Source organism: Mucilaginibacter sp. UR6-1, from assembly GCF_020880975.1.
Lineage (GTDB): Bacteria > Bacteroidota > Bacteroidia > Sphingobacteriales > Sphingobacteriaceae > Mucilaginibacter.
In genome coordinates this window covers 1-25,089 of record NZ_JAJIWP010000006.1, presented here as the reverse complement: position 1 = coordinate 25,089, position 25,089 = coordinate 1, and the positions used below count along the sequence as shown (strand labels likewise).

Sequence of the window (25,089 nt, the reverse complement as noted above, 5' to 3'; positions counted from 1 at the left end):
GCTAAATTTTGCAAATTTGCTTGCTCAAAATATCCGGCCCTGTAGTTCAACGGATAGAATAGAAGTTTCCTAAACTTTAGATATGAGTTCGATTCTCGTCGGGGCTACACTGAAATGCTGAATGTCTGTTTAGATGTTCGGCATTTTTTTTTGTGAAATTATGTAAAATAGCTTATTTTACTAAAACTTGCTCTTTAATATTTTAAGTGCCTGTTAAATACATAGATGAAAGGCTTATTGGGTTGGATAGGCGAAAAGAAAACTACATTCCATTTGTGGTTAAACCTTGATAGTTGCATATATAAAAAGATTCATAATGTTATTGTGCCGGCACACAACGGTACTGCGCAGATTGATCATTTAATCGTATCTCCATTTGGGTTATTTATTGTCGAAACAAAAAATCTTAAAGGATGGATATTTGGGTCGGTTAGTCAGCCGCGATGGACGCAAGTTATATTCGGATATAAATATCATTTTCAAAATCCTATTCATCAAACTTTCAGACAAAAGAAAGTTCTTTCAGAATACCTGAAAATCAATGAAATGATGATACATACGTTAATTTATTTTAATGGTGATTGCAAATTTAAAACGCTTTTACCGTCAAATGTTATAAACAAAGATTTAGCTAAATGTATTAAAAGGGAGCAGGAAGTCGCACTTAATGAGGCTGATATAATATCTGTGTTGTACAAAGTTAAAGAGCTAAAACATAATTCCTCACTTACTGCTAAAAATCACATCAGAGGGCTTCTTGATAGGTATAGTTCAGTCACTACTTGTCCTAAATGTGGTTCTGACTTAGTTGAAAGAAATGCGACAAAGAGTTATGGCAGAAGTTCTAAATTTCTCGGTTGCGCCAATTATCCCAAGTGCCGTTTTACAAAAAAAGTATAATGAATTCTTTCGCTCCCGCAAGCGTCCCGCTCGCGGTTAACTTCTGTTACCTCAACTGGCTCAACAGCCCCTTAAAATAAAACCGCAAACTACCGCCAAAGCGTGGGTTTATCTCAAATATCTTGGGTTTGCCATTTACTTCCTTGTAGTCTATGCAGCAGAGGCCTTCAAAGCCAATGGCGTTTAATACCTGTGTAAATGCTTCCTGATGCCTGTTCGGTACCCTGTTGCGCGCCTCAGACGTAGTTTTGCCCTGCAGATAAGCGCGCTCGCTGTACCTGTGGCATACGGTTACGTTGGCCATAATTTTACCATTCTTAAATACAATGTGCGATGCATATTCCTTTTTGCCAAAAATAAGTTCCTGGGTAAAATAGTCCGGGTCATTTAATTCCTGCTCAAAGGTTTTTTCATCATCCTTATTATTAATTATAAAGGTATTCCTGCTAAAATCACCCGCGTTCTTTTTCAGGATGTAAGGGTAACTACGATGCACTGAAGGCGTAAGGTGACCTAATCCGGCTTCCCTCAGCTTATAAACCAGCATATCCTTTTTGTCGCAAATAGTTATGGCCTCTAATGATGGGATGGGAATGAGATCAGTTTTTATAATATTTCTGGCCGCATGGCAATAGGTAACATCCTGTACCGACATCGGGATCACAAGATCATACATTGCGAAGTTTGTGTCGCTGCAAAACTCCTCAAAGTTGAGCTTAATGGGCAGTTTTTTAAATGGCAGGGAGGTGATCTCGTTTCTGCGTTCACCTTTTTTGGTAAGCAATATCGAGTACTGCGCATATTTTTGCTGCGGAAACAGGAACCGGTCTTTTACACGATATGCCAGATCAATAGTCCGGGCTTTAATTCTTTGATACGTTCTTTTGCGGATTATTCGTGGATACAAATAATCAATTGTGAGTTTTTCCCTTATCATCAATAGTTTATAATATGCTGCCCCGTCATCACAAGCTCCAATTAACGGCACACACCAAAAGGGAAAAACACCAGCGCAGCAAATAGTAGGCTGCAGGCATAATGCTTCCGTAGCAATAGTCACCGGATCAATTAGGGGATACAAATGTAACAACTTTGGTACATTTTTTAATTTGAAAAATAATTTATTTCAAGACGGGGCGGGGTTCGTTATTATAAGTGCATATATAAATAATAGAAAAAACGTTTTATCAAAATCACTATATTTACCTTAACTTATACATCACAATTCATAATGAAAAAAGCCCGTTACAAAAAAAGCCTGCTATCGGCATTGTTAACCACAGCGCTCCTTGCTTGCGTGCAGCACGCCTCTGCTCAAACCGTTAACGAGGCCGACCGCCACGAGATAGTCACTAAGCTGGCCGATAAGCTGGTTGATGTTTACCCCTTCCCGGAGATCAGCGCCAAATACAGTGAAGCGCTTAAGAAGGCCGAAGCAGCAGGCCGATACAATAATGTGAGCGAAGACGAGCTGGCATCGCGCTTAACTGAGGATCTGAACATGGCGCATAAGGATGTACACCTGCGCGTAATGCGTAATGAACAGGTATATAAAAACATGACCGAACCGCGCTCCGAGGGTGGTAGTAACCGAGAGGACGATTCGGAACGCCGTGCAAACTACGGCTTTAAAAAAGTGGAGATAGATGGCGCTACCTCAACAGCCTATATTGATGCGCCGGGTCCGTTCTACGGCTCAAAGGAAGCGTTTGAAATGGCTGCTGCGGTAATGAACATGGCGGCTTACAGTAAAAATATTATTATCGATATCAGGCATAATCCCGGCGGTACCGGGCAAATGGGGCGTTTCCTGTCGTCGTACTTTTACAATGCAGGGCATGAGCAGTTTTATCTGAATGGTTTTTATAAAGACCGTAAGCAGGATGAGCAGGAGTGGACCTATGCCTACGTACCCGGTAATCGAAACCCGGATGCCAAAGTTTACCTGCTTGTTGGCCGTGGTACAGGCTCAGCTTCGGAAGGGTTTGCCTATGCCATGCAAAAGCTTAACCGGGCAACCATAGTAGGCGATACCACGGCTGGTGCAGGTATAGCCGGTACGTATGTGGCCCTAAAAAATAACCTGATTGTTTTTACACCTTTTAAAATGGTGGTTGGCCCCGGCAGTAATGTAGGTTGGGAGGGCACAGGCGTTATACCCGATGTTAACACCGGCAAAGCCGACGCGTTATTGGCGGCCCGTAAACTAATACTCGAAGATATTGTAAAAAATGGCAAGGACAGCGTTACCCGCGAGGGCGCGCAATGGGTGATAGACAACACCGGCATGGCCGCTAACAAACCGGTAAATGTAAAAAGCAAATACGGCGAATTGATAGGTAAATATCAAAACAATGTATCAATAGCTGCCGGTAATGGCGGGTTGGTGTATAAATACAGTGTGCCCGGCAAGCCTGTTGAAAGCTATGTATTGCAGGAGGTTAAGGCGGATGTGCTGGTAATTAACGGCCTTAATGCCAACATTGCTCCAAACAGTTCGCGTGTTTATATAAAGCGTAACGCGGCAGGTAAAATAGAGGGCTTTACCCGCAAAACAATGATGGCGAACGGTACTATTTATGTAGCGCCGCAACCCTATAAAAAGCAATAAAACCTTTTACTGTTTACAGCTTTTTTTAGCTGTAAACAGTTTCTGATAGTTTTACTTTTTTAAGCGCCTGCTGTATATCATCTATCAGGTATTGCGGATCTTCAAGACCGATATATACACGAATGTATTGATGCCTTTCATTATCGGCATCATATTTTTCGGGTGGTATTGATGCTATGGCCGGTACCACTAAACTTTCATGCCCTCCCCATGATACGGCTATCAGCATATGCTGTAAACCGTTACAAAAAGCCTCTATTTTAGCATAGCTTGAATTTTTAAGGGCGATGCTGAATAAACCGCCGCAGCCCTGCATCTGTTCATGGGCAAGTTTAGCTTGCGGGAATGACGAGCTGAACGGCCATAGCACAGTTTCAATGCCATCATGTTCGGCAAGCCAGGTGGTAATTATCCGGGTACTTTCAAAACTGCGTTGCAGGCGCAGTTGCAGGGTGCGCAACCCGCGCAATAACAGCCAGGCGCTGTGCGGCGACAGTGCCGGCCCAAGGTTCATAAATTCATGCTCAAATATCTGCCGTATAAGTTCGCGGCTGCCGGTAACCACCCCTGCCATTACATCAGAGTGGCCACCGATATATTTAGTGGCCGATTGTGCCACCAGGTCAATACCCGATTCAATAGGTTGCTGAAAAAGCGGAGTGCAGTAACTGTTATCAATTATGGTGATGATGCCATGCGCTTTGGCAAACTTAGCCACAGCTTTTAAATCCTGCAATTCATACGTAAAAGTATTGGGGCTCTCCAGGTAAATAAGCCGGGTATTTGGCTTAACGGCATTGGTAAAATCATCTATAGATGTACCGGTTACAAAAGTGCTGGTAACGCCAAACTTAGGCAGTAACTGCCTGAAGAGTTTATCCGTCCAGCTATATGGGTTCTCTACGCACACCACATGGTCGCCCTGCTTTACCAATGATATTACTGAAGTGCTGATGGCCGCTATACCGCTCGAGAACAGCAGGGCATCTTCGGCGCCATCCAGCGCGGCCAATTTTTTACGTAATATGTTAAGCGTGGGGTTTTGCCCGCGCGAGTAAAGTGTGGCATCAAACTCATTGCCCATGGCATTGCGCATATCGGCAACGGTATTAAAAGCAAAATTGCTGCTTTGCATAACCGGCGGCGATACCGCGTTGTAATATTGGCCCCTTTCTTCGCCAAGCTCATTTAAAATATACGACAGATCCATAAAAATTTATTGTGAGTGATTAGGTTTTATAATTGATTTTTTGCCTGTGCTTAGTAATATAATAAATAAGCAGGCCAAGTGCAAATATACCCATGCATACGGCTGCCGCCACAGGATGTTTCATGAATATGAACAACGTAATAAGCCAGTAAGTAATTATAAAAACCACCGGAATTATTGGGTACAACTTTGTGGCATATATGCCGGGCAGCTTTAAATGCCTGGTTTTTTTACGTAGTATAAATACCGAAAGGGCCGCGGTTGACAGGCCTATCGTATCAAAAAACATCACATAGCTTATAATACTCCTGAATGAATCAACAAACAGCAATACGCATAATACTATCAGCACAAAAAAGGTAAGCCCGAACTCCTGTACCTGGGTTTTAGGGTTTACTTTTTTAAAGATGCCGGGCAGTATCCCATCCTCGGCCATGGCGTAATAAATACGTGGGTTGGCCATAATGTTAACATTAATAAATGTTAATACCGATACAAACATCAGCAGCGAGATGATCTTATACCCCATAACCCCAAATTGCGAACCGGCCAGTACAGCGGCCAAGGCGGGTGTTTGCTGCATTTGCGCAATACCTAATACCTTATAATAAGCAATGTTGATCAGCAGGTATAACGCTATCACCACAAACATGCCGGTTAATATGGCTTTGGGTATGTTCACCTTGGCATTAATGCTGTCGCCGCCAAAGTTTATAGTTTGCTGGTAGCCGCCATAAGTAAAAAATACAGCGATCAGGCTTATGCCGATGTCTGACCAGGTATTGTAATCACCCTGTACAATTATGGGCTGTAGCGGTACCGTATCAACCCTGAAAATGGCACTGCATATAACCAGTATAATGGCAATCTTAAAAAGCGTAAGCAGGTTTTGCGTTTGGGCGCTCATTTTAATGCCGCGCAGGTTAATAATGTACAATATCAGTACGGATGATATGGCGATGACCTTGACCCAAAGTGTGTTTTGAAGGTGATTAGGCATAATAAGCGGAGCAATGTATTGCGCCCCAATAAGTGTTACCGCGGCAACAGAGGCAGCATTGCTGATCACAAGTATCCAGTTGATCATGAAGGCTATGGCAGGGTGAAAGCTGAATGAAAAAGCCTTGTAAAAACCGCCTGTAGCCGGGTATCGTGCGCCAATTTCAGCAAAGGTAAGGGCCCCGCACAGGCTTATCAGCCCACCAAAAAGCCATACCCCAAAATACAGGTAGGGGTTGGTCAGGTTTTGAGATACTTCAGTTGGTGTAGCAAATATACCCATACCTATAACCAGGCTGATCACGATCATGGACAGATCAAAGCGGTTAAGTTTAGGGAGTATGTTCATCGTTATGCCAACCAATAGGGAGTGTTAAGATAGTATTTAGGTATGGCAAATGCAATATATTACAGGCGTGTAAAGTTGTTAGTTGTATTGAGCCGGGTTAGTTATTGATCGGGTAAATATATAACGGTATTGCTTATCTGCTAATAAAAGTTATTTTTACACTTATCAAATATTTATCGCATTATAATATAAAAACTATATTGCGTAATTAACACTCTAACCAAGGCTAACCATTTTACAGTTGTTATAGCGAGATGGCCGATAATAAAAAAAAGATATCGATAAAAGATATCGCGAAGCTTACTAATACGTCAATCACCACAGTATCATTTGTAATAAATGGTAAGGGGCGTATCAGCAGCGAAATAAAAAAGAAGGTGCTTGATGTGGCCATGAAAAATGGTTACGAGCCTAACCGTATGGCCGTTGGTTTGCGTACAGGTGTATCAAAAGTTATTGGCCTGATAGTTGAAACCATAGGCGGCCCGTTTTTTGGCGCTATGGCCAAAGTGATAGAGGAAGAGGCTGAAAAAGCAGGCTACGGCGTAATTTATTGCAGTACCAACAACAATGTGCAAACAGGCAAAAATGTAATAAAAATGCTGTCGAACCAATTGGTTGATGGTTACATTGTTACGCCCATGAAAGGCCTGGAAAATGATATTGAGGCTATTATGAACAACGGTAAGCCAGTTGTGCTGATTGATGGCTATTTCCCTGAGCTGAAGATACCGCATGTGCTTGTTGATAACTATAACAGTGTTTTTAACGCCATACGGTCAATGATCACCGATGGGTATAAAAACATAGCTTATGTTACCCCTGACCTTGACCTGGTGCAACTTGAGGAACGCAAAAGCGGTTATTATGATGCCATTAAAGCAGGCGGACTAAAAGAGGACGGAAAAAACCTGCTTAAAGTACCTTTCGGGTGTGAAAAAACCGAGGCAATAGGCTTTATTAAGGATTTCTTGAAAAAGAATAAAAAGATTGACGCGGTTTTTTTCAGCACCAACTACCTTGGCTCAATGGGCTTGCAGGCCATTAACGAGCTAAAACTGAATATTCCGGATGATATTGCCATGGTGAGCTTTGATGATAATGAGCTTTTTGAGTTATACCCGCCAGGCATAACCGCTGTTAAGCAGCCTACTTATCAGATAGCAAAATCAGCCATTGATTTGCTGCTGTCGCGATTGAATGATGATAAGCTGGATATATCAGAGATCAGGATGCAAATACCTGCCGACCTGATCAGGCGCGGATCAACCAAAATATTAAAATAATATTAATAGTAAAAACCGGGCAAAACTGTGCTTACAGGCCTGCCTGGCTATATCATAACATACGGTATGTATGTATAAGTAGTAAACAGAATAATTTAATTGGCTACCCGCAGGCAGTAGTAATGGTTATTTCAAATATGATCATTAATTATGCTGGAGGCCTATTCAAATCGTATCAATATTTCTTCAAATCCTCTCAATTGTTACAGGTGTGGTGATGGCAATAGTTATCATGTTTAACTATATTTGATACTGCCATCAATTTAAACGCCGGTTGAAAGTTAAACTATTACTGCTCATTTATTTTATTGCCGCTGGTTTTACGGCCGCGGCACAATCGTATTACTTTACGCACTACCAGGTTGAGAATGGCCTGTCAAACAATGCGGTAATCTGTAGTATGATAGATAGCCGGGGCTTTATGTGGTTTGGCACAAAAGATGGCCTTAACCGCTTTGATGGCTATAGCTTCAAGACATTCCGTAATGATCCGGCCGACAAAAATACACTGGGCAGCAACTATATATCAACCTTGTATGAGGATGAAACAGGAGTTTTATGGGTGGGTACTGAAAACGGCCTGTACCGGTACGATTGGGAGAACGAGCGCTTTGTGCTTTTGCCAGGTAGCCCGCTGCAGGCAATCAAAAGTGTTTTAAGGTATAATAATGACCTTTGGATAGTTTCTGATCTATCCTTATTCAAATATAATCTTGCAAAGCAAACTATCCGTGCATACCGTAGCCTGTTCCAGGCAACATCAATATGCCGATCGTTTGAGGGTAAGTTATGGGTGTCAACCTCAGACGGATTTTTAAAAAAGTATAACGAACGCACCGATAGCTTTGATAGTTACGAGGCTTTTAAGCGGAGCAATAAGGGGGCCGTATCCAACTGGATTGAGAAACTCAGCAGTGATGGTGCGGGGCGTTTGCTGGTAGGTACATCAAACCAGGGCGTTAAAATTTTTAATACACAAAAAAACACTTCATTTGATCTGCTTACACGAAACGATAATGGTACTGATATTTTTGCACGTGATTTTTTGCGCGTTGCCGCGGATGAACTGTGGATAGCCACCGAGTCGGGCATTTATATTTACCATGAAAAGTTAAAAGAACTTATAAACCTGCGTAAGCAATACAATAATCCTTACTCATTGGCAGATAATGCGGTGTATAGCCTGTGTAAAGACAATGAAGGTGGAATATGGGTAGGCACTTATTTTGGCGGTGCTAATTATTATCAACCTAAATATACATACTTTGAAAAATACTTTCCGCGGATAGGCGAAAACTCCATAAGCGGCAATGCAGTGCGTGAAATATGCCCTGATAACAACGGCAATTTGTGGATAGGTACCGAGGATGCCGGGCTCAACAAGTTTAACCTTAAAACACGCAGGTTTACTGCTTACAAGCCAGGCGACGGGCAATCGGGTATATCAAATACCAATTTACATGGCCTGATGGTAAACGGTAACGAATTATGGGTAGGTACCTTTGAACATGGCCTTGATGTTATGGATCTGCGTACCGAAAAGGTTGTACGGCACTACAACGCAGGCCCCGGTGTTAATGAGCTTAAAAGCAACTTTGTTTTTAGCATCCTGAAAACACGTGCCAACAATATCCTGGTTGGTACACCTACCGGTTTGTATAAATATAACAGGTCTGCAAACAACTTTGAGCCGGCGCCTTATATGCCGCGAACAGCATTCATAACCGCTTTGATACAAGATGGTGAAGGCACTATATGGGCAGGCACGTTTCGTGATGGTATTTATTATCTTAATGCTGATGCAAGCAGCGGGAGCATCATAAAACTACCTGCTCTGAACGTTGATATGGCCAAAGTGCGTATAACCGGCATATTCGAGGATTCAGATCACGATATATGGTTTGCTACTGAGTCGGGCTTATTTAAATACAACCGTAAGGCTAAAAAGATAAGGCAATACACTGTTAAGGATGGCTTGCCCAGTGACCTGATGTACAGCATACTGGAAGATGCCCGCAAACAATTGTGGATAAGCACTTCAAAAGGGCTGGTTTGTTTTGACATACTAACAGAAAAGGTGCGCGTATTTACCAAGGCCAACGGGCTGCTTACCGATCAGTTCAATTATAACTCAGCTTATAAGGATGCTACCGGGCGTATGTATTTTGGCGGGGTAAAAGGGCTTATCAGTTTTGATCCGGATGAGTTTATAACCAATACCGTAGTGCCGCCGGTATATATTACAGGTTTCCAGGTACACAACCGCGAACTGGTGGTGGGGCAGGAGGGTTCGCCGCTCAAGCGGTCCATACTGGTTACCCGCAAACTAACGCTCAATTATAAAAGCTCCTCGTTCAGTATTGATTTTTCGGCACTCAGTTATAACTCGCCCGGTACATTGGAGTATGCCTATAAAATGGATGGGCTCGATAATCAATGGACGTATATTAAAACCAACCGTAAAGTTTACTTTACCGAATTGCCGGCCGGGGTATATACCTTCAGGGTAAAAGCAGCCAACAGTAGCGGAATATGGAGTAATAAAGAAGCACGCCTTACCATTAAAGTACTGCCGCCGTATTGGAAAAGCAATACGGCATACCTCATATACACTTTGTTAATGATGGCTGTGGTGATATGGGTAATAAACGCCTACAACAAACGCCTCCATGCCAGGCATCGCAGGCAAATGGAGTTATTTGAGAACGAAAAGGAACGTGAGATATATGAAGCCAAGATTGAATTTTTTACCAATGTAGCCCATGAGATACGTACACCGCTGACGCTGATAAAGGGCCCTATGGAAAAGGTGATGAAAAAAGCCGGCGAGGTGCCTGATATTGAAAAGAACCTGCGCATTATTGACCGCAATACCGGCAGGTTGCTGGCCCTTACTAATCAATTATTGGATTTCAGGAAAACCGAGGCCAAGGGTTTCTCGCTCAACTTTGTTAATGTGAATATTACCGATCTGCTGGCTGATATATTTATCGGCTTTCAGTTAGCCGCCGAACAGCGCGAGATCAGTTACAAACTGCTGTTGCCCGAAAAGCCGTTACATGCCTATGTTGATCCGGAAGGTATAACTAAAATTATAAGTAACCTGGTACATAACGCGATAAAATATGGCGACCATGAGGTTGAGGTTGAACTTATGCCGGTTGCCGCCACCGATGAAAATTTTACCATTGAAGTGCGTAGCGATGGTAAGCCCTTGCCTGTTGAACTTAACAAACGGATATTTGAACCTTTTTTCAGGATAAGCGATAATGGCCACCAGTCCGGAACGGGTATAGGCCTTTCCATATCAAAAGCATTGACTGAGCTGCACAAAGGCAAACTTGAATTAGTTGGATATGTAAAACGTTTTAATATATTTGCTTTAACACTACCTGTGCACCAATTAATTGAGTTTAACCTAAGCGGCAAATGGAAAAAACATTAAGCTTTACTGCTTATCAGGCCAATGATGCTGGCATTGATAAACCGGTTGTATTACTCGTGGACGATAATGAGGAAATTCTTGAATTCGTATCTGAGGATCTGAGCGAGAAGTATAGGGTTATAACCGCGCCTGATGGTATAGTTGCGCTTAATATTTTGCGCGAGCAGATAATACACCTGGTGATAAGCGATGTAATGATGCCCGGCCTTGATGGGTTTGCGCTGTGCAATGCCGTTAAGGATGACTTTGAGCTGGGCCACATACCGGTTATATTGCTTACAGCAAAAAATACCCTGCAATCAAAAATTGAAGGGCTTGAGCTTGGTGCCGATGCTTATATTGAAAAGCCATTTTCGCCGGAGTACTTGCAAGTGCAGGTTGCCTGTTTACTGCGCAATCGTAATAAGGTAAAACAATACTTTGCCAAATCGCCATTGGTACATATAAAAACCATTGCGCATAACCGTGCCGATGAGGCGTTTTTAGAGAAGCTGAATGAGCTGATCCTGAAAAACCTGGATAATAAAGACCTTGATGTAGAGCACCTGGCCGATATGATGAATATGAGCCGCCCTACGCTGTACCGTAAAATCAAATCCATATCTGACCTTACCCCGAATGAACTGATAAACCTTGGGCGCTTAAAGCGCGCCGCGGAATTGTTGGGCGAAGGTGAATTCAAGATCTACGAAATATCTGACATGGTGGGCTACAGCTCGCAAACCCAGTTTGGCCGTAACTTTTTAAAGCAGTTCGGCATGTCGCCGTCTGACTATCTGTACAGCCTGCATGACGAAAAGCTGCACCACTAAACCCCGCTGAATACGGAGAAACCGCCATCAACATTGATAACAGTGCCGGTAACAAACCTTGAGGCATCACTCAGCAGGTAGATCAACGCGCCTACAAGTTCATCCGGGTGGCCAAAACGCTTGTATGGAGTGTTTTGTATCACCAGGTTGCCACGCAGCGTGTATGATCCATCAGGCTGGGTAAGCAGCGTTCGGTTCTGTTCAGTCAGGAAAAAGCCCGGTGCAATGGCATTCATGCGGATAGCATCGCCATAACGGTTAGCCGCCTCTACCGCGAACCACTGGTTATAACTATCAATAGCGGCTTTGGCAATACTGTAGCCTAATACCTTGGTAACAACATGTTTCGCTGTCATGGAGGAGATATTTACTATGCTGCCGCCATCCTTGGTCATGGCCTGTCCAAAAATCTGGGTAGGTATAACGCTGCCCCAAAGGTTAAGGTCAAGCACCTGGCGCAAGCCATCAAGGTTCATGCTAAAAATATCGTCCTCGGGTTGTACCACACCGCCGGGCATGTTGCCACCGGCACCGTTTACCAGGCCATCAATACGGCCATAAATGCTGAGTACGGTTTCGCGCGCGGCAATAAGGTCGGCCTCGTTCAGCACATCGGCAACCAAAGCTATAGCCTCTCCGCCTGATTGTTTAATGGCTTCGGCACGCTCGGTGGCCACCTGCTCATTACGGCCTAAAATACCCACTATGCCGCCTGCCTGCGCAATGCCCTTAACAAAAGCCTCGCCCAAAACACCGGTACCGCCGGTTACAATAATTACCTTACCCTTTAACGAGAAGTTTTCCATATGTTGATGATGTTGTGACGCTAATATAGCATTTACCCGGCTATAAGTACAGCATCAACAAACCAATGTTTACTGTCAAAAATATGGCCGGCAGGTTTAAACCCGGCCTGTATGGCCATTTCATCTACCTGCTCAATGGTATATTTTTGTGAGATCTCCATCCAGATGTATTCATCCTTTTCAAAGCGGATGCTTTTTCCGTGCAGGTTCACCACCTGTTCATTCAGGCTGATAAGGTAGCTTTTGCAGGCCCCGGTTTCAGGGTCGTAACTGCAATAATGGTCAAACTGTGTAACATCAAAATCGGCACCCAGCTCACGGTTTATGCGGGTAAGCAGGTTAAGGTTAAAGGCCTTGGTGATGCCGCCTTTATCATCATAAGCCGCGCGGATGATGTTGGGGTTCTTTTTCAAATCGACACCCATCAGCATCATATCGCCCTCAGAAAGGTGCTTGCGTATCTCTATGCAAAAGCCTTGCGCTTCCTCAACCGGCATATTGCCGATGTTTGATCCCAGGAACATCACCACCTTACGCCTGTTTGATATGGACGATGCCTTTTCCAGCATCTGGAAGTACTCACCTTCCAACCCGGTTAGTTTAATGCCGGGTACGCTTGCAGGCAGGTCGGCCTCCAGTTCGCTGATCACATGGCCTGATATATCAATGGGCATATACTCAAAATCAGTACCTTGCTCAACCAGCCTGCGCAGCAGGTGTATGGATTTTGTTGCATCGCCCGCGCCCAACTCGATCAGGTCAAACGGTTCGCCGCCCTTACGTATGGTGTTGGCCAGCAAATCGGTTTGCTGCGTGAATATCTCCATCTCCAAACCGGTCAAGTAGTACTCGGGGCAGTTCATAATGTCCTGAAACAGCTTGTCGCCCTGCTCATCGTAAAAATATTTTGATTGCAGATGCTTGGGGCTTGTGCTCAGTCCGGTAAGCACATCGTGCATAAACCGGCTGCATTGATTTTCGGGTTTTTTTTCAGGTGCGGTAGGTGTAAGTATCATGGTGGTTGATGATTTTGTAAGGATTACATGGCAAGGCGTATGCCTGTAAATTGCCAGCGTAAATGGGTTTGAAAAAAGTTGCGGTAGGTAGCACGGCTATGCCCCGGCGGCGTAACCTCTGATGCGCCGCGCAGCACTTTTTGGTTCACCATGAATTTGCCGTTATACTCGCCTATGGCGCCCGGCGCCTTTGAAAAACCGGGGTACGGCAGGTATGAGCTTTCCGTCCACTCCCAGCGCTTGCCCCAGTTAAATTTTGCGGATGCCGCTTCCCACTCAAACTCAGTAGGCAGGCGCATGCCTTTCCAGGCGGCATAGGCATAAGCCTCGAAATAACTGATGTGGGTTGCCGGGCCGTGCATATCCAATGGTTGCAGGCCATGATAGGTATAATGATGCCAGTGCCCGTCAATCAGGTACCAGTACAAAGGCGCCTCCACCTTGTTGTTATTTACCCAGCCCCATCCCTCGGAGTGCCAGTGCCTGAAATCATGATAGCCGCCGCTGTTTATAAACTCCAGGTACTCGGCATTGGTAACAAGGTTGGGGCTAATGCGATATTCATTTAAATAAACCTTATGGCGATTCAGCTCATTGTCAAAACAAAAGCCATCGCCCTCAAAACCTATCTCATAAATGCCTTCGGGCACTTGGATAAACTGCGAATCAGCCGCTGTTTCTTGATGCGGAACCTTGTATTCATGCGAGTATACCGGGAACAGCGGGTTATGGCCCAAAATGTACTTTATATCTGTATATAAAAGCTCCTGGTGCTGCTCCTCATGGTTAAAGCCTAATATCACCAGTTCATGTACCTCTGCTGAAACATCGCCACATAAAAAATGGTACATGGCCTCGTCTACATATTTGCGGTAACTATAAATATCGATCACCGTTGGGCGGCTCAAATTACCACGATCTGTGCGGATGACCCGGGTCCCTACGCTTTCGTAATAGCTGTTAAAAACGTAGTTATATTCGGCGTTGTATTCTTTGTACGCAGGTACGTAGGGCTTTAATATAAAGGTTTCAAAAAACCAGGTGGTATGCCCCAAATGCCATTTAGGCGGACTAACATCTTCAATTGGCTGAACAACATAATCCTCCGTTTGCAGCGGACTACAGATGTATTCGGTATGTTGACGTATTTGTTGGTAACGTTGTGCTAAATTCATTATTTATTGCTGTCAAGGTGGTTCTTCAGCTCAGATATGGTTTTAACATTTAACTCCCGCGCTTGTTTTTGGCGCATCATTAAAGCATAGGCATTGTTAAACCCTATGGGAGTAAGCCATTTTATACTGTAGCGCCTGTTAAATTCGGCTTTTACATAATTGTAAGTACTCTCCTTATCACTAATAATCTTGTTTACCGTTTCGGCCGGTGCCTGCAAAATGGCCAGCAGGCCGGTGCCGGTATATTCGGGGTAAAAATCTATCTGGTTATTGGTAAGGGCATCAAAGCATATTTTGGTGCCGCCCAGGCCGGTTTTGGTGGATACATCATAATCGGTATAACCTTTTATCAGCATGGCATAAATATTGGCTAAAATGTACTGCTCGCCGAATATTTTTGAGCCGATGCGGATGATGCCCGCCTTGCCATTACGTGCTGGTTTATACAGATGTTTGGATTCTAAAAAATCCTTAGCCACCCTTTCAGGTGTTTGGTGCAGATAATCGGTACGGTAGTTCAGTTCCGTCATGATGGAGTCGGTAATTGTACCCGCGAGTAGGTTAAGCGTTTTTTCCAGTTCCGGAAATTTGGTCAACGCTGCCTCGCTTACAATAGGCGCGGCATAGTAAGGGGGGAAGATGTGTTTATCGTCCTCTAAAACCACCAAATTATAGGCTTTAAGCCGACCATCGGTTGAATAGCCGCTGATCACGTCCAGTTCCTGCTCATAAGCCGCTTTGTACATTACGGCATCATTTATCACGATGGTATGGATCTTTAAGCCATATTTTTCGCGCAGCCCGAGGTTGCCATCCTGCCTGCCCATAAACTCGGGCGTAAAGCCTGCGGTAAGCTTTCCGCCGTATGCCGATGGGATAAAATAAAAGGAAGCCAGCAGCAATGTAACTACCGGCAGGGCATAAGCACCTGTTTTTACCTTCTTCAAATTCAGCTTTTGTACCAGAGATAACAAGAAATCGAATATAATAGCCAACAGCGCTGCGGGTATGGCCCCCGCCAATATCATGTTGGTATTATTGAGCGATATACCTCCAAAAATAAACTCACCCAAGCCACCCGCCGCAATGTACGATGCCAGGGTAGCCACGCCCACGTTAATTACCGTAGCGGTACGTATCCCGGCCAAAATAACGGGCATGGCCAGAGGTAACTCAACTTGCTTTAATACCTGCCATTTGCTCATACCCATGGCCACGGCGGCTTCCTTTACCACTGCGTCAACCCCGGTTATGCCGGTGTAGGTGTTACGGATGATGGGCAGCAGGGCATATAGTAACAACGCAACAATTGCGGGCTTTGGGCCGATGCCTAATACCGGTATCATAAAACCTAATAGGGCGATGCTTGGTATGGTTTGTAGCACACCCGCTATGCCTAATACTGTACCCGATAGTTGTTTTTTACGGGCGATAATTATGCCTAAAGGCAAGCCAATGATAACCGCTATCAATAGTGAAATAAAGGTTAAGCCAATATGCTCAAGCGTTTGCGAGAGTAGTTTATCTGATTGCTGGCGCATGAAATCCAGCAGGGTTTGTTGCTGTTCATTCATGGCGCGGTTGTTTTTTGTATTGATTATAGGCACCCATCAAATCCTCAAAACTCACGCTTTTTATTTCACGGCTATCCTGATTAATAATATTGATATTATCGTGCCGCGTGAATTTAAAGCTTTCCATAGCGGTCCACATATCTTCTTCGGCTGATAGCAGGTCGGTATGCGTTTTGCGCCCGGTATCGGTCAATTTATTCCAAAGGTTAACCAGCTTTATGGTGCGCAACTCCAGTTGCAGGCGCTGTTCCTTTAAAAAATCGCTTACAAAACTATTGGCCGGACTGAACAGCAACTGTTGCGGTGTGCCTTGTTGTACGATGCGCCCCTTATCCATTATTGTTACACGATCGCCAAGGGTAAAGGCCTCCTGCACATCATGGGTAACCATAATGATGGTTTTGCGTTTTAGCTCGTCAAGCGCCTTAAATTCGGCATGAATTTTTGTACGGGTAACATTGTCAAGCGCGCCAAATGGTTCATCCATCAACAGCACGGGTGCATCGGCAACCAAAGCACGGGCAAGGCCCACGCGCTGCTGCTGCCCGCCGCTCAACTCGTTAGGGTAGGCGCTAAGGTATTGTGAGGATAAGTGCAGCTTTTCAAGCAGTTCGGTGGTGCGTTTTTGTGTTTTGGCCTTATTCCATTTTAGTAACTTAGGCACTATGGCAATATTTTCGGCAACGGTATAATGCGGAAAAAGGCCGTTGTTTTGCAGTACATAGCCTATGCCCCGTCGCAGTTCTTCAGGTTCCTGGCTTTTAATGTTCTTGCCGTTTATGCTGATGCTGCCTTCGCTTGGTTCGATAAGGCGGTTAAGCATTTTTAGCGTAGTAGTTTTACCGCAACCACTGGTGCCTAATAAAACCATGGTTTCACCTTCGGCTACCTCGAATGATACGTTATCAACCGCCTTTACAGCGCCAAAATGTTTGCTCAGGTTGTCGGCCTTTATCATGCGGTATTATTTCTCCAGCGTCATGAAAAGGTTATTCAGCGACTCGGAATACGTGGGGTGCGCGAATACGCAATAGCGAATCCTGTCATACGTTATACCGCCCTCCATGGCCATTTGCAGCACGGTCATGATCTCGCCGCCCTGTTCGCCTAAAATAGCCGCGCCTAATATTTTTTTACTATCCGGGTCAACTATCGCTTTCATTATGCCGCGGGTGTCGCCTACCTCAATGGCCCTTGCTACATGTGCCATAGGCAAAGTAACTGCCTGGTAATTAATACCCTGTTTTTTTGCTTCCATTTCGCTCAGGCCAATACGGCCAAGCTGCGGATCAGTAAACATACAGTACGGTACCGGGCGATCGTCAGTATTGAAATTCTCTCCCTCAAACAGGTTGCGGTATACTATGGTATAATCGTTATAGGATATATGCGTAAAAGCCGGGCCGGGTGTTACATCGCCCAGCGCGTAGATACCCGCCACATTGGTTTCCAGCTTATTATTTACTTTGATATAGCCTTTCTCATTGATCTCAACACCGGTTTTATCCAGCCCAAGCCTTTCGGTTTGTGGCTTACGGCCTGCTGCAACCAGTATATGTGTGCAATCAATATCGCTTGTTTCGCCGTTACGCTCAATAGTGGCGGTAATGCTATACCCTATTTTATCAAAGCTTTTGGCCTGGGTGCTGCACAATATATTTATGTTTTCCTGTTGCAGAATTTTGGTCAGCTCCTGCGCTATGTCCTCATCCTCGCGGGGGAGTAATCTTTCTGATCGTTCAAGTATAGTTACCTTGCTGCCAAAGCGGCTAAACATCTGCCCAAACTCCAGCCCAATGTAGTTGCCGCCGATAATAAGCAGATGCTGCGGCACTTCTTCCAGATCAAGGATGGTGGTTGAGGTCAGATAACCCGCCGCCTCCAAGCCCTCAATATCAGGTATCATGGGCGAAGCGCCGGTGTTGATAAAGAACAGTTCGGCAGTAAGCTCTTCCTCGCCGCCGTCATTCAGCTTTACGCTGATGGTTTTGTGCGCGGTAAAACTTGCTTCGCCAAATATCAGGTCGAGGCCTTCAGTTTTCTCTACGGCGCTTTGGCCGCCGCTTCGCGATTTCATCACGATCTTGTCCTTTCGCGCTTTTATCGCTTTAAGGTCAACGGTGTAGCTGCTCACAGTTACCCCAACCTCTGCCGAATGCACCGCGTTATACGCTGCCTTTGCCGATGCTACCATGGCCTTTGTGGGTGTGCACCCATCATTAACGCAGGTGCCGCCAACAAAGCGTTTTTCAATAAGCGCCGTTTTTTTACCGGCCTTGGCCAGCTTTTTAGCCAAAGGCACACCGGCCTGGCCCGCGCCGATCACAATCGCGTCATACTGCTTCATTCGCTTACCTTAACCCCTTTCCAAAAAGCTATGTAGCCTTTTATTTCAGCCGCGGCATCTTTGGGTTCAGGATAATACCAGGCGGCATCCTTGTTTTGCTTTCCATCAACGTTAAGTGTGTAGTATGATGCCAGCCCTTTCCAGGGGCAGGTGGTATGCGTATCGCTACTTTGCAGGTATTGCTGCTTAACGCTTACAGGCGGAAAGTAATGGTTATTCTCGATCACGATGGTGGCATCGCTCTCGGCAATCACTTGGTCGTTCCAGGTAGCTTTCATGGTTATAAATTTACTAAAGAGTTCCGTTTTTTACTTCACTTTTTTCAGCATCGCTCAGGCTGATCCATTCCTCAAAACTGCGTATGGCATCACTGGCACCAAGGCGCTTAAAAAGCACACTGCGCTGATCCAGCGGTTTACCCAACTCCTCCGAAACAAAGGTGTCGCCAAAGCCCGCCCATTCGGCATCGGTTTTGGTATTGCCGTAGTATACCACGTTAATGCGTGCCCAATATATGGCGCTGGTGCACATGGGGCATGGTTCGCAACTGGTATACATAACGCAGCCCTCCAGGTCGGGTGTTTTAAGTTTTTTGCACGCTTCGCGGATGGCGTTAACTTCGGCATGGGCGGTAGGATCATTAGTAGCGGTTACCGAATTGGGGGTGCAGGCTATTACCTCGCCATTTTTAACAATAGCGGCACCAAACGGACCGCCATTGCCTGTGCGGATGTTATTATCAGCGCATTTTACGGCCATGCGCATAAACTTTAGGTGGCTGGCCTCTATCTTTTTTTTGTCCATAATGGTGGTAACTATACAATGCTTTGATGCTGTATTTTGTTTTTTTATAAGATGCCGATAACCACGCTGTTTAAGAATTTTAAATTGTTGTAAATAATGTTTTAATTTTATTTGGAAAGATATATCTTTGCAGACCCAAAATAAGGGGATTTGTTCTTTTTACATCATGGCCCGTTCGTCTAGGGGTTAGGACGCCAGATTTTCATTCTGGAAACAGGGGTTCGATTCCCCTACGGGCTACTATAGTGAGGTGTTGATTGTGAATTTAATATTCATACACGCTATTCACTATTGCCTTTTACATGATGGCCCGTTCGTCTAGGGGTTAGGACGCCAGATTTTCATTCTGGAAACAGGGGTTCGATTCCCCTACGGGCTACAAACAAGAAAGCCGCTTTACAATTGTAAGGCGGCTTTCTTGTTTTAGAGAATTTACATTCTTAAAAGAATATCAGGGTTTTGAAAAGCAAAAAGATATCGTATTTATCAGTTATTTACAGTTAATGGAGTAACAAATCTAACTTAGAGCCGACAAAAAATATATCACTGTTTCTTCAGTAATTTTTATAGCATATAAATAATGTGATTTGCTTTAACTTAATACTATATTCAGGATATAAATAACCCAACGTCGTATTCTACAATGAAAAAAGTAATATTTATACCATTACTATTATTGCTCATGCAGCGTGTAATGGGGCAGGAGCAGCCGTCTTTACAAAATAACATCCCCATTTTTTTTAACGAGATAAAAATAGCGACAAACAAAAAGCACTCCCTTTGGAACGAAAACTTATATAAACCAATACTTTTAGTTAACCCGCAAACCCGGCAGGTATTCGCAAATGAACCCGATACAGCGAGCATTTTAAAACAAAGTGGCGATATTTTTTTCGGTGTTTTACCCAATAATATCAATATTGCCAATACCTCAATAAACTTTAGTGGAAAAAGATGGGCAATGATTATGATCCCGCTTCCTCAAAATAAGAGCGACAGGATTAATTTATTGGCTCACGAATTATTTCACACCATACAGCCTACTTTAGGTTTTACACTTTACAATCCCGAAAATAATCATCTTGACAAAAAGGATGGAAGAGTGTACCTGCGTTTGGAATTAGAAGCATTAAAAAAAGCGGTTCAATCATCATCCCCAATAGAAGTACACCAACATCTGGCTAATGCCCTTACCTTTAGAAAATACAGACAATTACTCTATAATGGTGCAGACACTACCGAAAACCAGTTAGAATTAAATGAAGGAATTGCAGAATTTACCGGAGTAATAATAGCAGGCAGAACGCGGAAAGAAGCACAAGAGCACTTTGCAAATGAGATAAATAGTTTTTTAAGTAATCCTACATTTGTCCGCTCATTTGCTTACCAAACCATTCCTGTTTACGGTTATTTGCTTTATGGCAAAAACAGAAACTGGAATAGAGAAATCACGAATAAAACTAATCTGACAAATTATTTTATCAAGGCTTTCCATGTAAACATACCTGGTGATTTAAAAGGAGCGGTTGGAAATTTGTCCGACAGGTATAACGGGAAAGCTATACTTGAGGAGGAAACAGCCAGAGAGGAAAAAACAAAAAACTTATTGCTGAATATAAGGCCAAATTTATTGAACAGCCTCATTTTGAGATACAGTTTGTGAAAATGAACGTTTCGTTTGATCCAAGAAACATAATACCGATAGACGACAAGGGAACGGTTTATCCAAACATCAGGGTTACTGACGTGTGGGGCGTTTTAACAGTTGAGAATGGCGCTTTAATGAGTGCGAACTGGGATAAGATTTCAGTAACAAAGCCAATTAAAGTAGAAGGGAAAAAAATAACAGGCGACGGTTGGGTGCTTGACTTAACTGATAGTTATTTGTTAGAAATGGACACAACCAATAGTAACTATAAACTGACTAAGAAGTAAAGTTCGGTATATATTTATCATGTTGCCGATAGCTTTAAAGCACATAATCCCCTCAGAAAACCATACAAAGCTTTAACCTTGTGCAGAACCAGAGGTTGATCTTTCGCTTCTGATTTTTTCGCGGTGTTGCATGCCCCACCTGGTCATGGCGCCTACAATTTCCTCAAGCGTGTGGCTGTAGGACAATAATTGGTACTCAATGGTTACAGGGTACCCGTTAGTTACTTTTTTTATAATAAACCCATTTAACTCCAACTCCTTTAGCTCACTTGATAACACTCGGGCTGAGATTCCTTTGACTTGCTTTTGAAGTTCAGTAAACCGGTTATTGCCCCTTGCCATGGCAATAATTATCATGAGTTTCCACTTTCCGCCTATGGCGTACAGGGCATCACTTACGGCATTTAATACCTTGTTGCATTCATCTGTAAACTCTTTGGTGGTTTCGTTTGTGTGCATGTTTTGGTTAATTCTCAATTAGTTATCTGCTAACCTTTAGGTAACTACTAATAAATTGTAAGTATACTTAATTTAAGTTTGTCAATATTAAATATTAAAAATTATGACACTTGAAATTTTAAACACGAGGGAAGAGCTAAGAAACCTGATAGATGCTTATGCGAGTTTAGGCGATAAAAAAAAAATAGCTGAACAGATGAGCCTATTTACTACTGACATTACCTATAAAGCATACATGAATAACTTTTTAGCGGCAAACGTTTCGGGAGTGCAAAACTTAGAGAAGGAGTTTAACGGGCACGCCTCACAGGTAAAAACGTATTTTACCATGAACGGGCAGCACACGGTACAGTTAGATGGCGATACGGCGACAGGCGTATCATTCTCACAAATAAAAATGGTAAGAGAGGCTGACGGTAAAGATGAACTAACAGATTACAGTGTTAAATATGATGACCTGTATGTGCGTATAAATGGCAAGTGGCTAATAAAAGAACGCACCGGCTACTTTGTAATCGTAGAAAATCGGTCATTAAATAACTGATGCCTTACAAGGAGATCTTCTGATTTGAATAGTGATCGGTTTCTAAACCATTACTAATGCCAAGAGAAAGCCGCTTCACAAAAGTTTAGCGGCTTTTTTGTTGAGCAGGTGTTTTTATTCTGATTTTAGAAGGTGACATATGCTAATGAATCAATTGGGCAGTTAAACTTATTTGATGTTAAACAACAAATTGGAAACATAGCTGTTTAACACAACTTAACAGCCTGCAGTTGATAATCCGTACACTGTTATTAACCATTTATATTGTAAACCTCATGTCTACATCTACAAAAGGAAACACGCCCAAACGTATTAGATTATTATTATCTGTACTGATGTTTTCACTTATTGCAGCCTCATCTTGCAAAAAGGATAAGAATGATGATGGAAACCTATCTCCTGAACCTGTCCCTGAAACCGGGGTTGACGCGCATTTTACAGCGGTATACACCACCTATAGAAATACCCTGGCTGTTGATGATAAGGGTGCATTATGGGGTGTAGGAGAAAATTATGGAAAGGTGCTTGGTACGGGCGACAATAATCACCGGCTTAAATTTGTGCGGGTAATTGACCAGGTTAAAGGGATCGCCATTGATGAATCGCGTTCGCTGATTATCAGGAATGATAATAGTGTATGGACTACCGGATCCAACGCTTTCGGCGATTTAGGTTTTGGCGATGCCCCATCAAACGCGAGGTTTAAAAAGGTTTTAAGCGGTGCAGAACAGGTTGAGATTAGCGAAGACAATGGATTTATTATTAAAACAGACCATACACTTTGGGCTATAGGGTTTGATAATTATGATATTTTTCCGGGTGAAAAAAGTTTAACTACAACCTATACGCGAATTGCCACCAACGTAAAGGCTATTTCAGCGAGGCGAAACCATATATTAATGCTGAAAACGGATAACACTTTATGGGTATGCGGGCAAAACTTAAATGGCGAACTCGGCTTAGGGCACAATAATGATCAGGAAGGTTTTGTGAAGGTGATGGATGGCGTAAAGGCTATCAAATCGCTTGAATTTCATTCGTTGGTTATAAAAATAGATAATAGCCTGTGGGCTACCGGCCATAACGAATACGGCGAATTGGGCATCGGCAATAAAACCAACCAAAGCCGCTTTGTGAAGGTGATGGACGGTGTTTCGACCCTGGCAGGCGGACGTTTCTTTTCAATTGTAATTAAAACCGATAATACGCTGTGGGCTTCGGGCTATAACGCGTTTAGCTCGTTTGGTGCTGAAGGGCCTGATCAGGATAAGTTTATCCGCATAACGGATAATGTAGCCAGGGTTTCGGCTATAGACTATCATACCTTCATTGTGAAAAAAGACAATACGCTTTGGTGCTCTGGCAGTAATACCTTTGGGCAGTTAGGTGTAAATAATCGCGATGATGTTAAAGTTTTCACTAAAATTAAGCAGGATTAGTATACCGGATGATTGCACCAAAAAAACTTGATTTTCATGGATATATGATGTTTAAATTCAGGTGTAAATTATTTAGTAGTCATTACTACCTGCGAGCCGGGGTTGCTGATACTTGCATCATCTTCAGCCGTGATAAATATCTGCTTTGGCTTAAACGGGGTTGTAGTATGTAGAGAGGCGGTTTGCGCATCAGTAAAAAATCCTGTTATGCTTTTCAATTGCCCCAAATTTTTAATGCCGTCATTTTCTGTTTGCAGCCAAACAATATACATGGATTTAGCGGGCTGTAATCTTTTCGGATCGGCTAAGCGCTTCACCTTCAAATTAAGGTTGTAATTTCCATTATCATCTCTATCAACTTTCACGCTTCCTTCTGCTGAGGGAACAACGGTTGAAGTAGCAAAGTTCATGTTGGTAGCGCACGAACTGATAGTGAAGGTTAATAATAAAATTGCCGATATACCAGATAAACATTTGTTGGGTTGTTTCATAATCTTTAGTTTAAATATTTTACTTGTACGAAAGCAACTGTTGGGGTAACTATTTGTTTCGTAAATATTTAGATTAATGAAAAAGATCAGCTAATGTTGTGCGTATGATCAAAGTAGTTGCATTTATAAGAATAAAATATATGAAAAGTAGCGGTTTACCTGTATTTGCATTGCAGGTTTTGTTTTCGCATATTTGATAGAATACCATTAAAGACTAACCTATGACCACCACAAGCCACCTGGCGCCCGATCAGCAAACCGATCTCCTGCAAACACTAAAAGCACGTTTTGATAAACACATGAACCGCCACGCGGGTATTAAGTGGATGGATGTTGAGGCCAGGCTTAAAGCTAATGCTGCAAAGCTGCGGTCGCTTAACGAGATGGAGGCTACAGGTGGTGAGCCCGATGTAGTTGGCTGTGACGATAAAACAGGTGAATATATTTTTTACGATTGCTCGGCCGAGAGCCCCAAAGGCCGCCGCAGTATTTGTTATGATAGCCAGGCGCTGGAAGCCCGCAAGGAATTCAAACCTGAAAATACAGCGCTTGATATGGCAGCCGAAATGGGCATCGAGGTATTAACGGAGCAGCAATATCGTGAATTGCAACAACTGGGTGACTTTGATCTGAAAACATCAAGCTGGGTGCAAACCCCTGCCGGGATCCGCAAACTTGGCGGCGCTATTTTTTGCGATCGCCGGTATAACACCGTATTTACCTACCACAATGGTGCGTCATCCTATTACGCTTCCCGCGGTTTTAGGGGCAGGTTAACAGTTTAAGGGGCGCTGTATATCATTATAACTATTACATCCTATCAGGCATCAGCCGGTCAGCTACAGTTGGCCGGCTTTTTTGTTTTGGGGCGGCTTCGCCCTTTCCTT

Annotated in this window: 23 protein-coding genes and 3 tRNA genes; 13 read left to right on the top strand and 13 right to left on the bottom strand. The window is 43.5% G+C overall.

Translation table 11 applies throughout. The features are described 5' to 3' along the window. Positions 1–35 precede the first annotated feature (35 nt). Together LJ707_RS18235 and LJ707_RS18230 are read left to right on the top strand one after the other, a co-directional pair. Positions 36–107 (top strand) — tRNA-Arg (locus tag LJ707_RS18235). Positions 108–225: 118 nt separating this feature from the next. Next, positions 226–900: a nuclease-related domain-containing protein gene (locus LJ707_RS18230; protein WP_228953741.1), complete on the top strand. Its 675-nt coding sequence runs from the start codon at positions 226–228 to the stop codon at positions 898–900. A gap of 46 nt (positions 901–946) precedes the next feature. Here the strand turns inward: LJ707_RS18230 and LJ707_RS18225 are convergent, their stop codons facing one another. Then, positions 947–1,837 (bottom strand): ATP-grasp domain-containing protein, encoded by an 891-nt coding sequence (locus LJ707_RS18225; protein WP_228953739.1) that lies wholly within the window; start codon positions 1,835–1,837, stop codon positions 947–949. 294 nt (positions 1,838–2,131) lie between these two features. Here LJ707_RS18225 and LJ707_RS18220 point away from each other — a divergent pair, with 294 nt between their 5' ends. After that, on the top strand, positions 2,132–3,511 hold the full coding sequence (locus LJ707_RS18220) for a S41 family peptidase (protein WP_228953737.1): 1,380 nt from the start codon (positions 2,132–2,134) through the stop codon (positions 3,509–3,511). A gap of 25 nt (positions 3,512–3,536) precedes the next feature. On the opposite strand, the gene LJ707_RS18215 is transcribed toward LJ707_RS18220, so the two are convergent. Then, complete coding sequence (locus tag LJ707_RS18215) at positions 3,537–4,721, bottom strand: PLP-dependent aspartate aminotransferase family protein (protein ID WP_228953735.1); 1,185 nt, start codon at positions 4,719–4,721, stop codon at positions 3,537–3,539. A 19-nt stretch (positions 4,722–4,740) separates the two neighbouring features. Then, a complete protein-coding gene (locus LJ707_RS18210; RefSeq protein WP_228953733.1) occupies positions 4,741–6,069 on the bottom strand; it encodes an APC family permease in 1,329 nt (442 codons plus the stop codon). A 254-nt stretch (positions 6,070–6,323) separates the two neighbouring features. Here LJ707_RS18210 and LJ707_RS18205 point away from each other — a divergent pair, with 254 nt between their 5' ends. The 3 genes from LJ707_RS18205 (at position 6,324) to LJ707_RS18195 (ending at position 11,612) form a co-directional block, all read left to right on the top strand. Further along, positions 6,324–7,355: a LacI family DNA-binding transcriptional regulator gene (locus tag LJ707_RS18205; protein WP_228953731.1), complete on the top strand. Its 1,032-nt coding sequence runs from the start codon at positions 6,324–6,326 to the stop codon at positions 7,353–7,355. Positions 7,356–7,629: 274 nt separating this feature from the next. After that, positions 7,630–10,800, top strand: coding sequence for a two-component regulator propeller domain-containing protein (locus tag LJ707_RS18200; protein ID WP_228953729.1), 3,171 nt, complete (start codon positions 7,630–7,632; stop codon positions 10,798–10,800). Beyond that, entirely contained in the window at positions 10,785–11,612 is an 828-nt protein-coding gene (locus tag LJ707_RS18195; RefSeq protein WP_228953727.1) for a response regulator, read from the top strand. The genes LJ707_RS18200 and LJ707_RS18195 overlap by 16 nt, the downstream gene beginning before the upstream one ends. Here LJ707_RS18195 and LJ707_RS18190 read toward each other — a convergent pair. From LJ707_RS18190 to LJ707_RS18155, 8 genes are read right to left on the bottom strand one after another with little or no spacing between them, the layout of a single operon-like run. Then, entirely contained in the window at positions 11,609–12,418 is an 810-nt protein-coding gene (locus LJ707_RS18190) for an SDR family oxidoreductase (protein ID WP_228953725.1), read from the bottom strand. The two genes, LJ707_RS18195 and LJ707_RS18190, sit on opposite strands and share 4 nt — an antisense overlap. 32 nt (positions 12,419–12,450) lie before the next feature. After that, positions 12,451–13,434 (bottom strand): L-histidine N(alpha)-methyltransferase, encoded by a 984-nt coding sequence (locus tag LJ707_RS18185; protein ID WP_228953723.1) that lies wholly within the window; start codon positions 13,432–13,434, stop codon positions 12,451–12,453. A 23-nt stretch (positions 13,435–13,457) separates the two neighbouring features. Further along, complete coding sequence (gene egtB / locus LJ707_RS18180; RefSeq protein ID WP_228953717.1) at positions 13,458–14,609, bottom strand: ergothioneine biosynthesis protein EgtB; 1,152 nt, start codon at positions 14,607–14,609, stop codon at positions 13,458–13,460. Further along, positions 14,609–16,183, bottom strand: coding sequence for an ABC transporter permease/substrate-binding protein (locus LJ707_RS18175; RefSeq protein ID WP_228953715.1), 1,575 nt, complete (start codon positions 16,181–16,183; stop codon positions 14,609–14,611). The genes egtB and LJ707_RS18175 overlap by 1 nt, the downstream gene beginning before the upstream one ends. Then, positions 16,176–17,141 (bottom strand): ABC transporter ATP-binding protein, encoded by a 966-nt coding sequence (locus LJ707_RS18170; RefSeq protein ID WP_228953713.1) that lies wholly within the window; start codon positions 17,139–17,141, stop codon positions 16,176–16,178. The genes LJ707_RS18175 and LJ707_RS18170 overlap by 8 nt, the downstream gene beginning before the upstream one ends. Positions 17,142–17,147: 6 nt before the next feature. Then, positions 17,148–18,530: a mercuric reductase gene (locus LJ707_RS18165; RefSeq protein ID WP_228953711.1), complete on the bottom strand. Its 1,383-nt coding sequence runs from the start codon at positions 18,528–18,530 to the stop codon at positions 17,148–17,150. Then, a complete protein-coding gene (locus LJ707_RS18160; RefSeq protein WP_228953709.1) occupies positions 18,527–18,808 on the bottom strand; it encodes a DUF427 domain-containing protein in 282 nt (93 codons plus the stop codon). Before LJ707_RS18160 ends, LJ707_RS18165 begins: the two co-directional genes overlap by 4 nt. Positions 18,809–18,821: 13 nt before the next feature. Further along, entirely contained in the window at positions 18,822–19,334 is a 513-nt protein-coding gene (locus LJ707_RS18155) for a nucleoside deaminase (RefSeq protein ID WP_255679003.1), read from the bottom strand. A 168-nt stretch (positions 19,335–19,502) separates the two neighbouring features. Between LJ707_RS18155 and LJ707_RS18150 the strand changes: the two genes are divergently transcribed. The 4 genes from LJ707_RS18150 (at position 19,503) to LJ707_RS18135 (ending at position 21,269) form a co-directional block, all read left to right on the top strand. After that, positions 19,503–19,574: transfer RNA gene (locus LJ707_RS18150), tRNA-Glu, on the top strand. Positions 19,575–19,641: 67 nt separating this feature from the next. After that, positions 19,642–19,713 (top strand) — tRNA-Glu (locus LJ707_RS18145). A gap of 264 nt (positions 19,714–19,977) precedes the next feature. Continuing rightward, positions 19,978–20,997, top strand: coding sequence for a hypothetical protein (locus tag LJ707_RS18140; RefSeq protein ID WP_228953707.1), 1,020 nt, complete (start codon positions 19,978–19,980; stop codon positions 20,995–20,997). Positions 20,998–20,999: 2 nt separating this feature from the next. Then, on the top strand, positions 21,000–21,269 hold the full coding sequence (locus LJ707_RS18135) for a hypothetical protein (protein ID WP_228953705.1): 270 nt from the start codon (positions 21,000–21,002) through the stop codon (positions 21,267–21,269). Between the two features lie 72 nt (positions 21,270–21,341). Here the strand turns inward: LJ707_RS18135 and LJ707_RS18130 are convergent, their stop codons facing one another. Next, positions 21,342–21,728 (bottom strand): helix-turn-helix domain-containing protein, encoded by a 387-nt coding sequence (locus tag LJ707_RS18130; RefSeq protein WP_228953703.1) that lies wholly within the window; start codon positions 21,726–21,728, stop codon positions 21,342–21,344. A 103-nt stretch (positions 21,729–21,831) separates the two neighbouring features. On the opposite strand from LJ707_RS18130, the gene LJ707_RS18125 reads away from it, so the two are divergent. Beyond that, positions 21,832–22,272, top strand: a complete 441-nt coding sequence (locus LJ707_RS18125) for a nuclear transport factor 2 family protein (protein ID WP_228953701.1) — start codon at positions 21,832–21,834, stop codon at positions 22,270–22,272. A 335-nt stretch (positions 22,273–22,607) separates the two neighbouring features. After that, positions 22,608–23,711, top strand: a complete 1,104-nt coding sequence (locus LJ707_RS18120) for a hypothetical protein (RefSeq protein ID WP_228953699.1) — start codon at positions 22,608–22,610, stop codon at positions 23,709–23,711. 68 nt (positions 23,712–23,779) lie between these two features. Here the strand turns inward: LJ707_RS18120 and LJ707_RS18115 are convergent, their stop codons facing one another. Beyond that, positions 23,780–24,202 carry a hypothetical protein gene (locus LJ707_RS18115; RefSeq protein WP_228953697.1) on the bottom strand — a complete coding sequence of 141 codons (423 nt, stop codon included), beginning with the start codon at positions 24,200–24,202 and terminating at the stop codon, positions 23,780–23,782. A gap of 221 nt (positions 24,203–24,423) precedes the next feature. On the opposite strand from LJ707_RS18115, the gene LJ707_RS18110 reads away from it, so the two are divergent. Next, positions 24,424–24,987 (top strand): DUF4256 domain-containing protein, encoded by a 564-nt coding sequence (locus tag LJ707_RS18110; protein WP_228953695.1) that lies wholly within the window; start codon positions 24,424–24,426, stop codon positions 24,985–24,987. Positions 24,988–25,089: the final 102 nt, after the last annotated feature.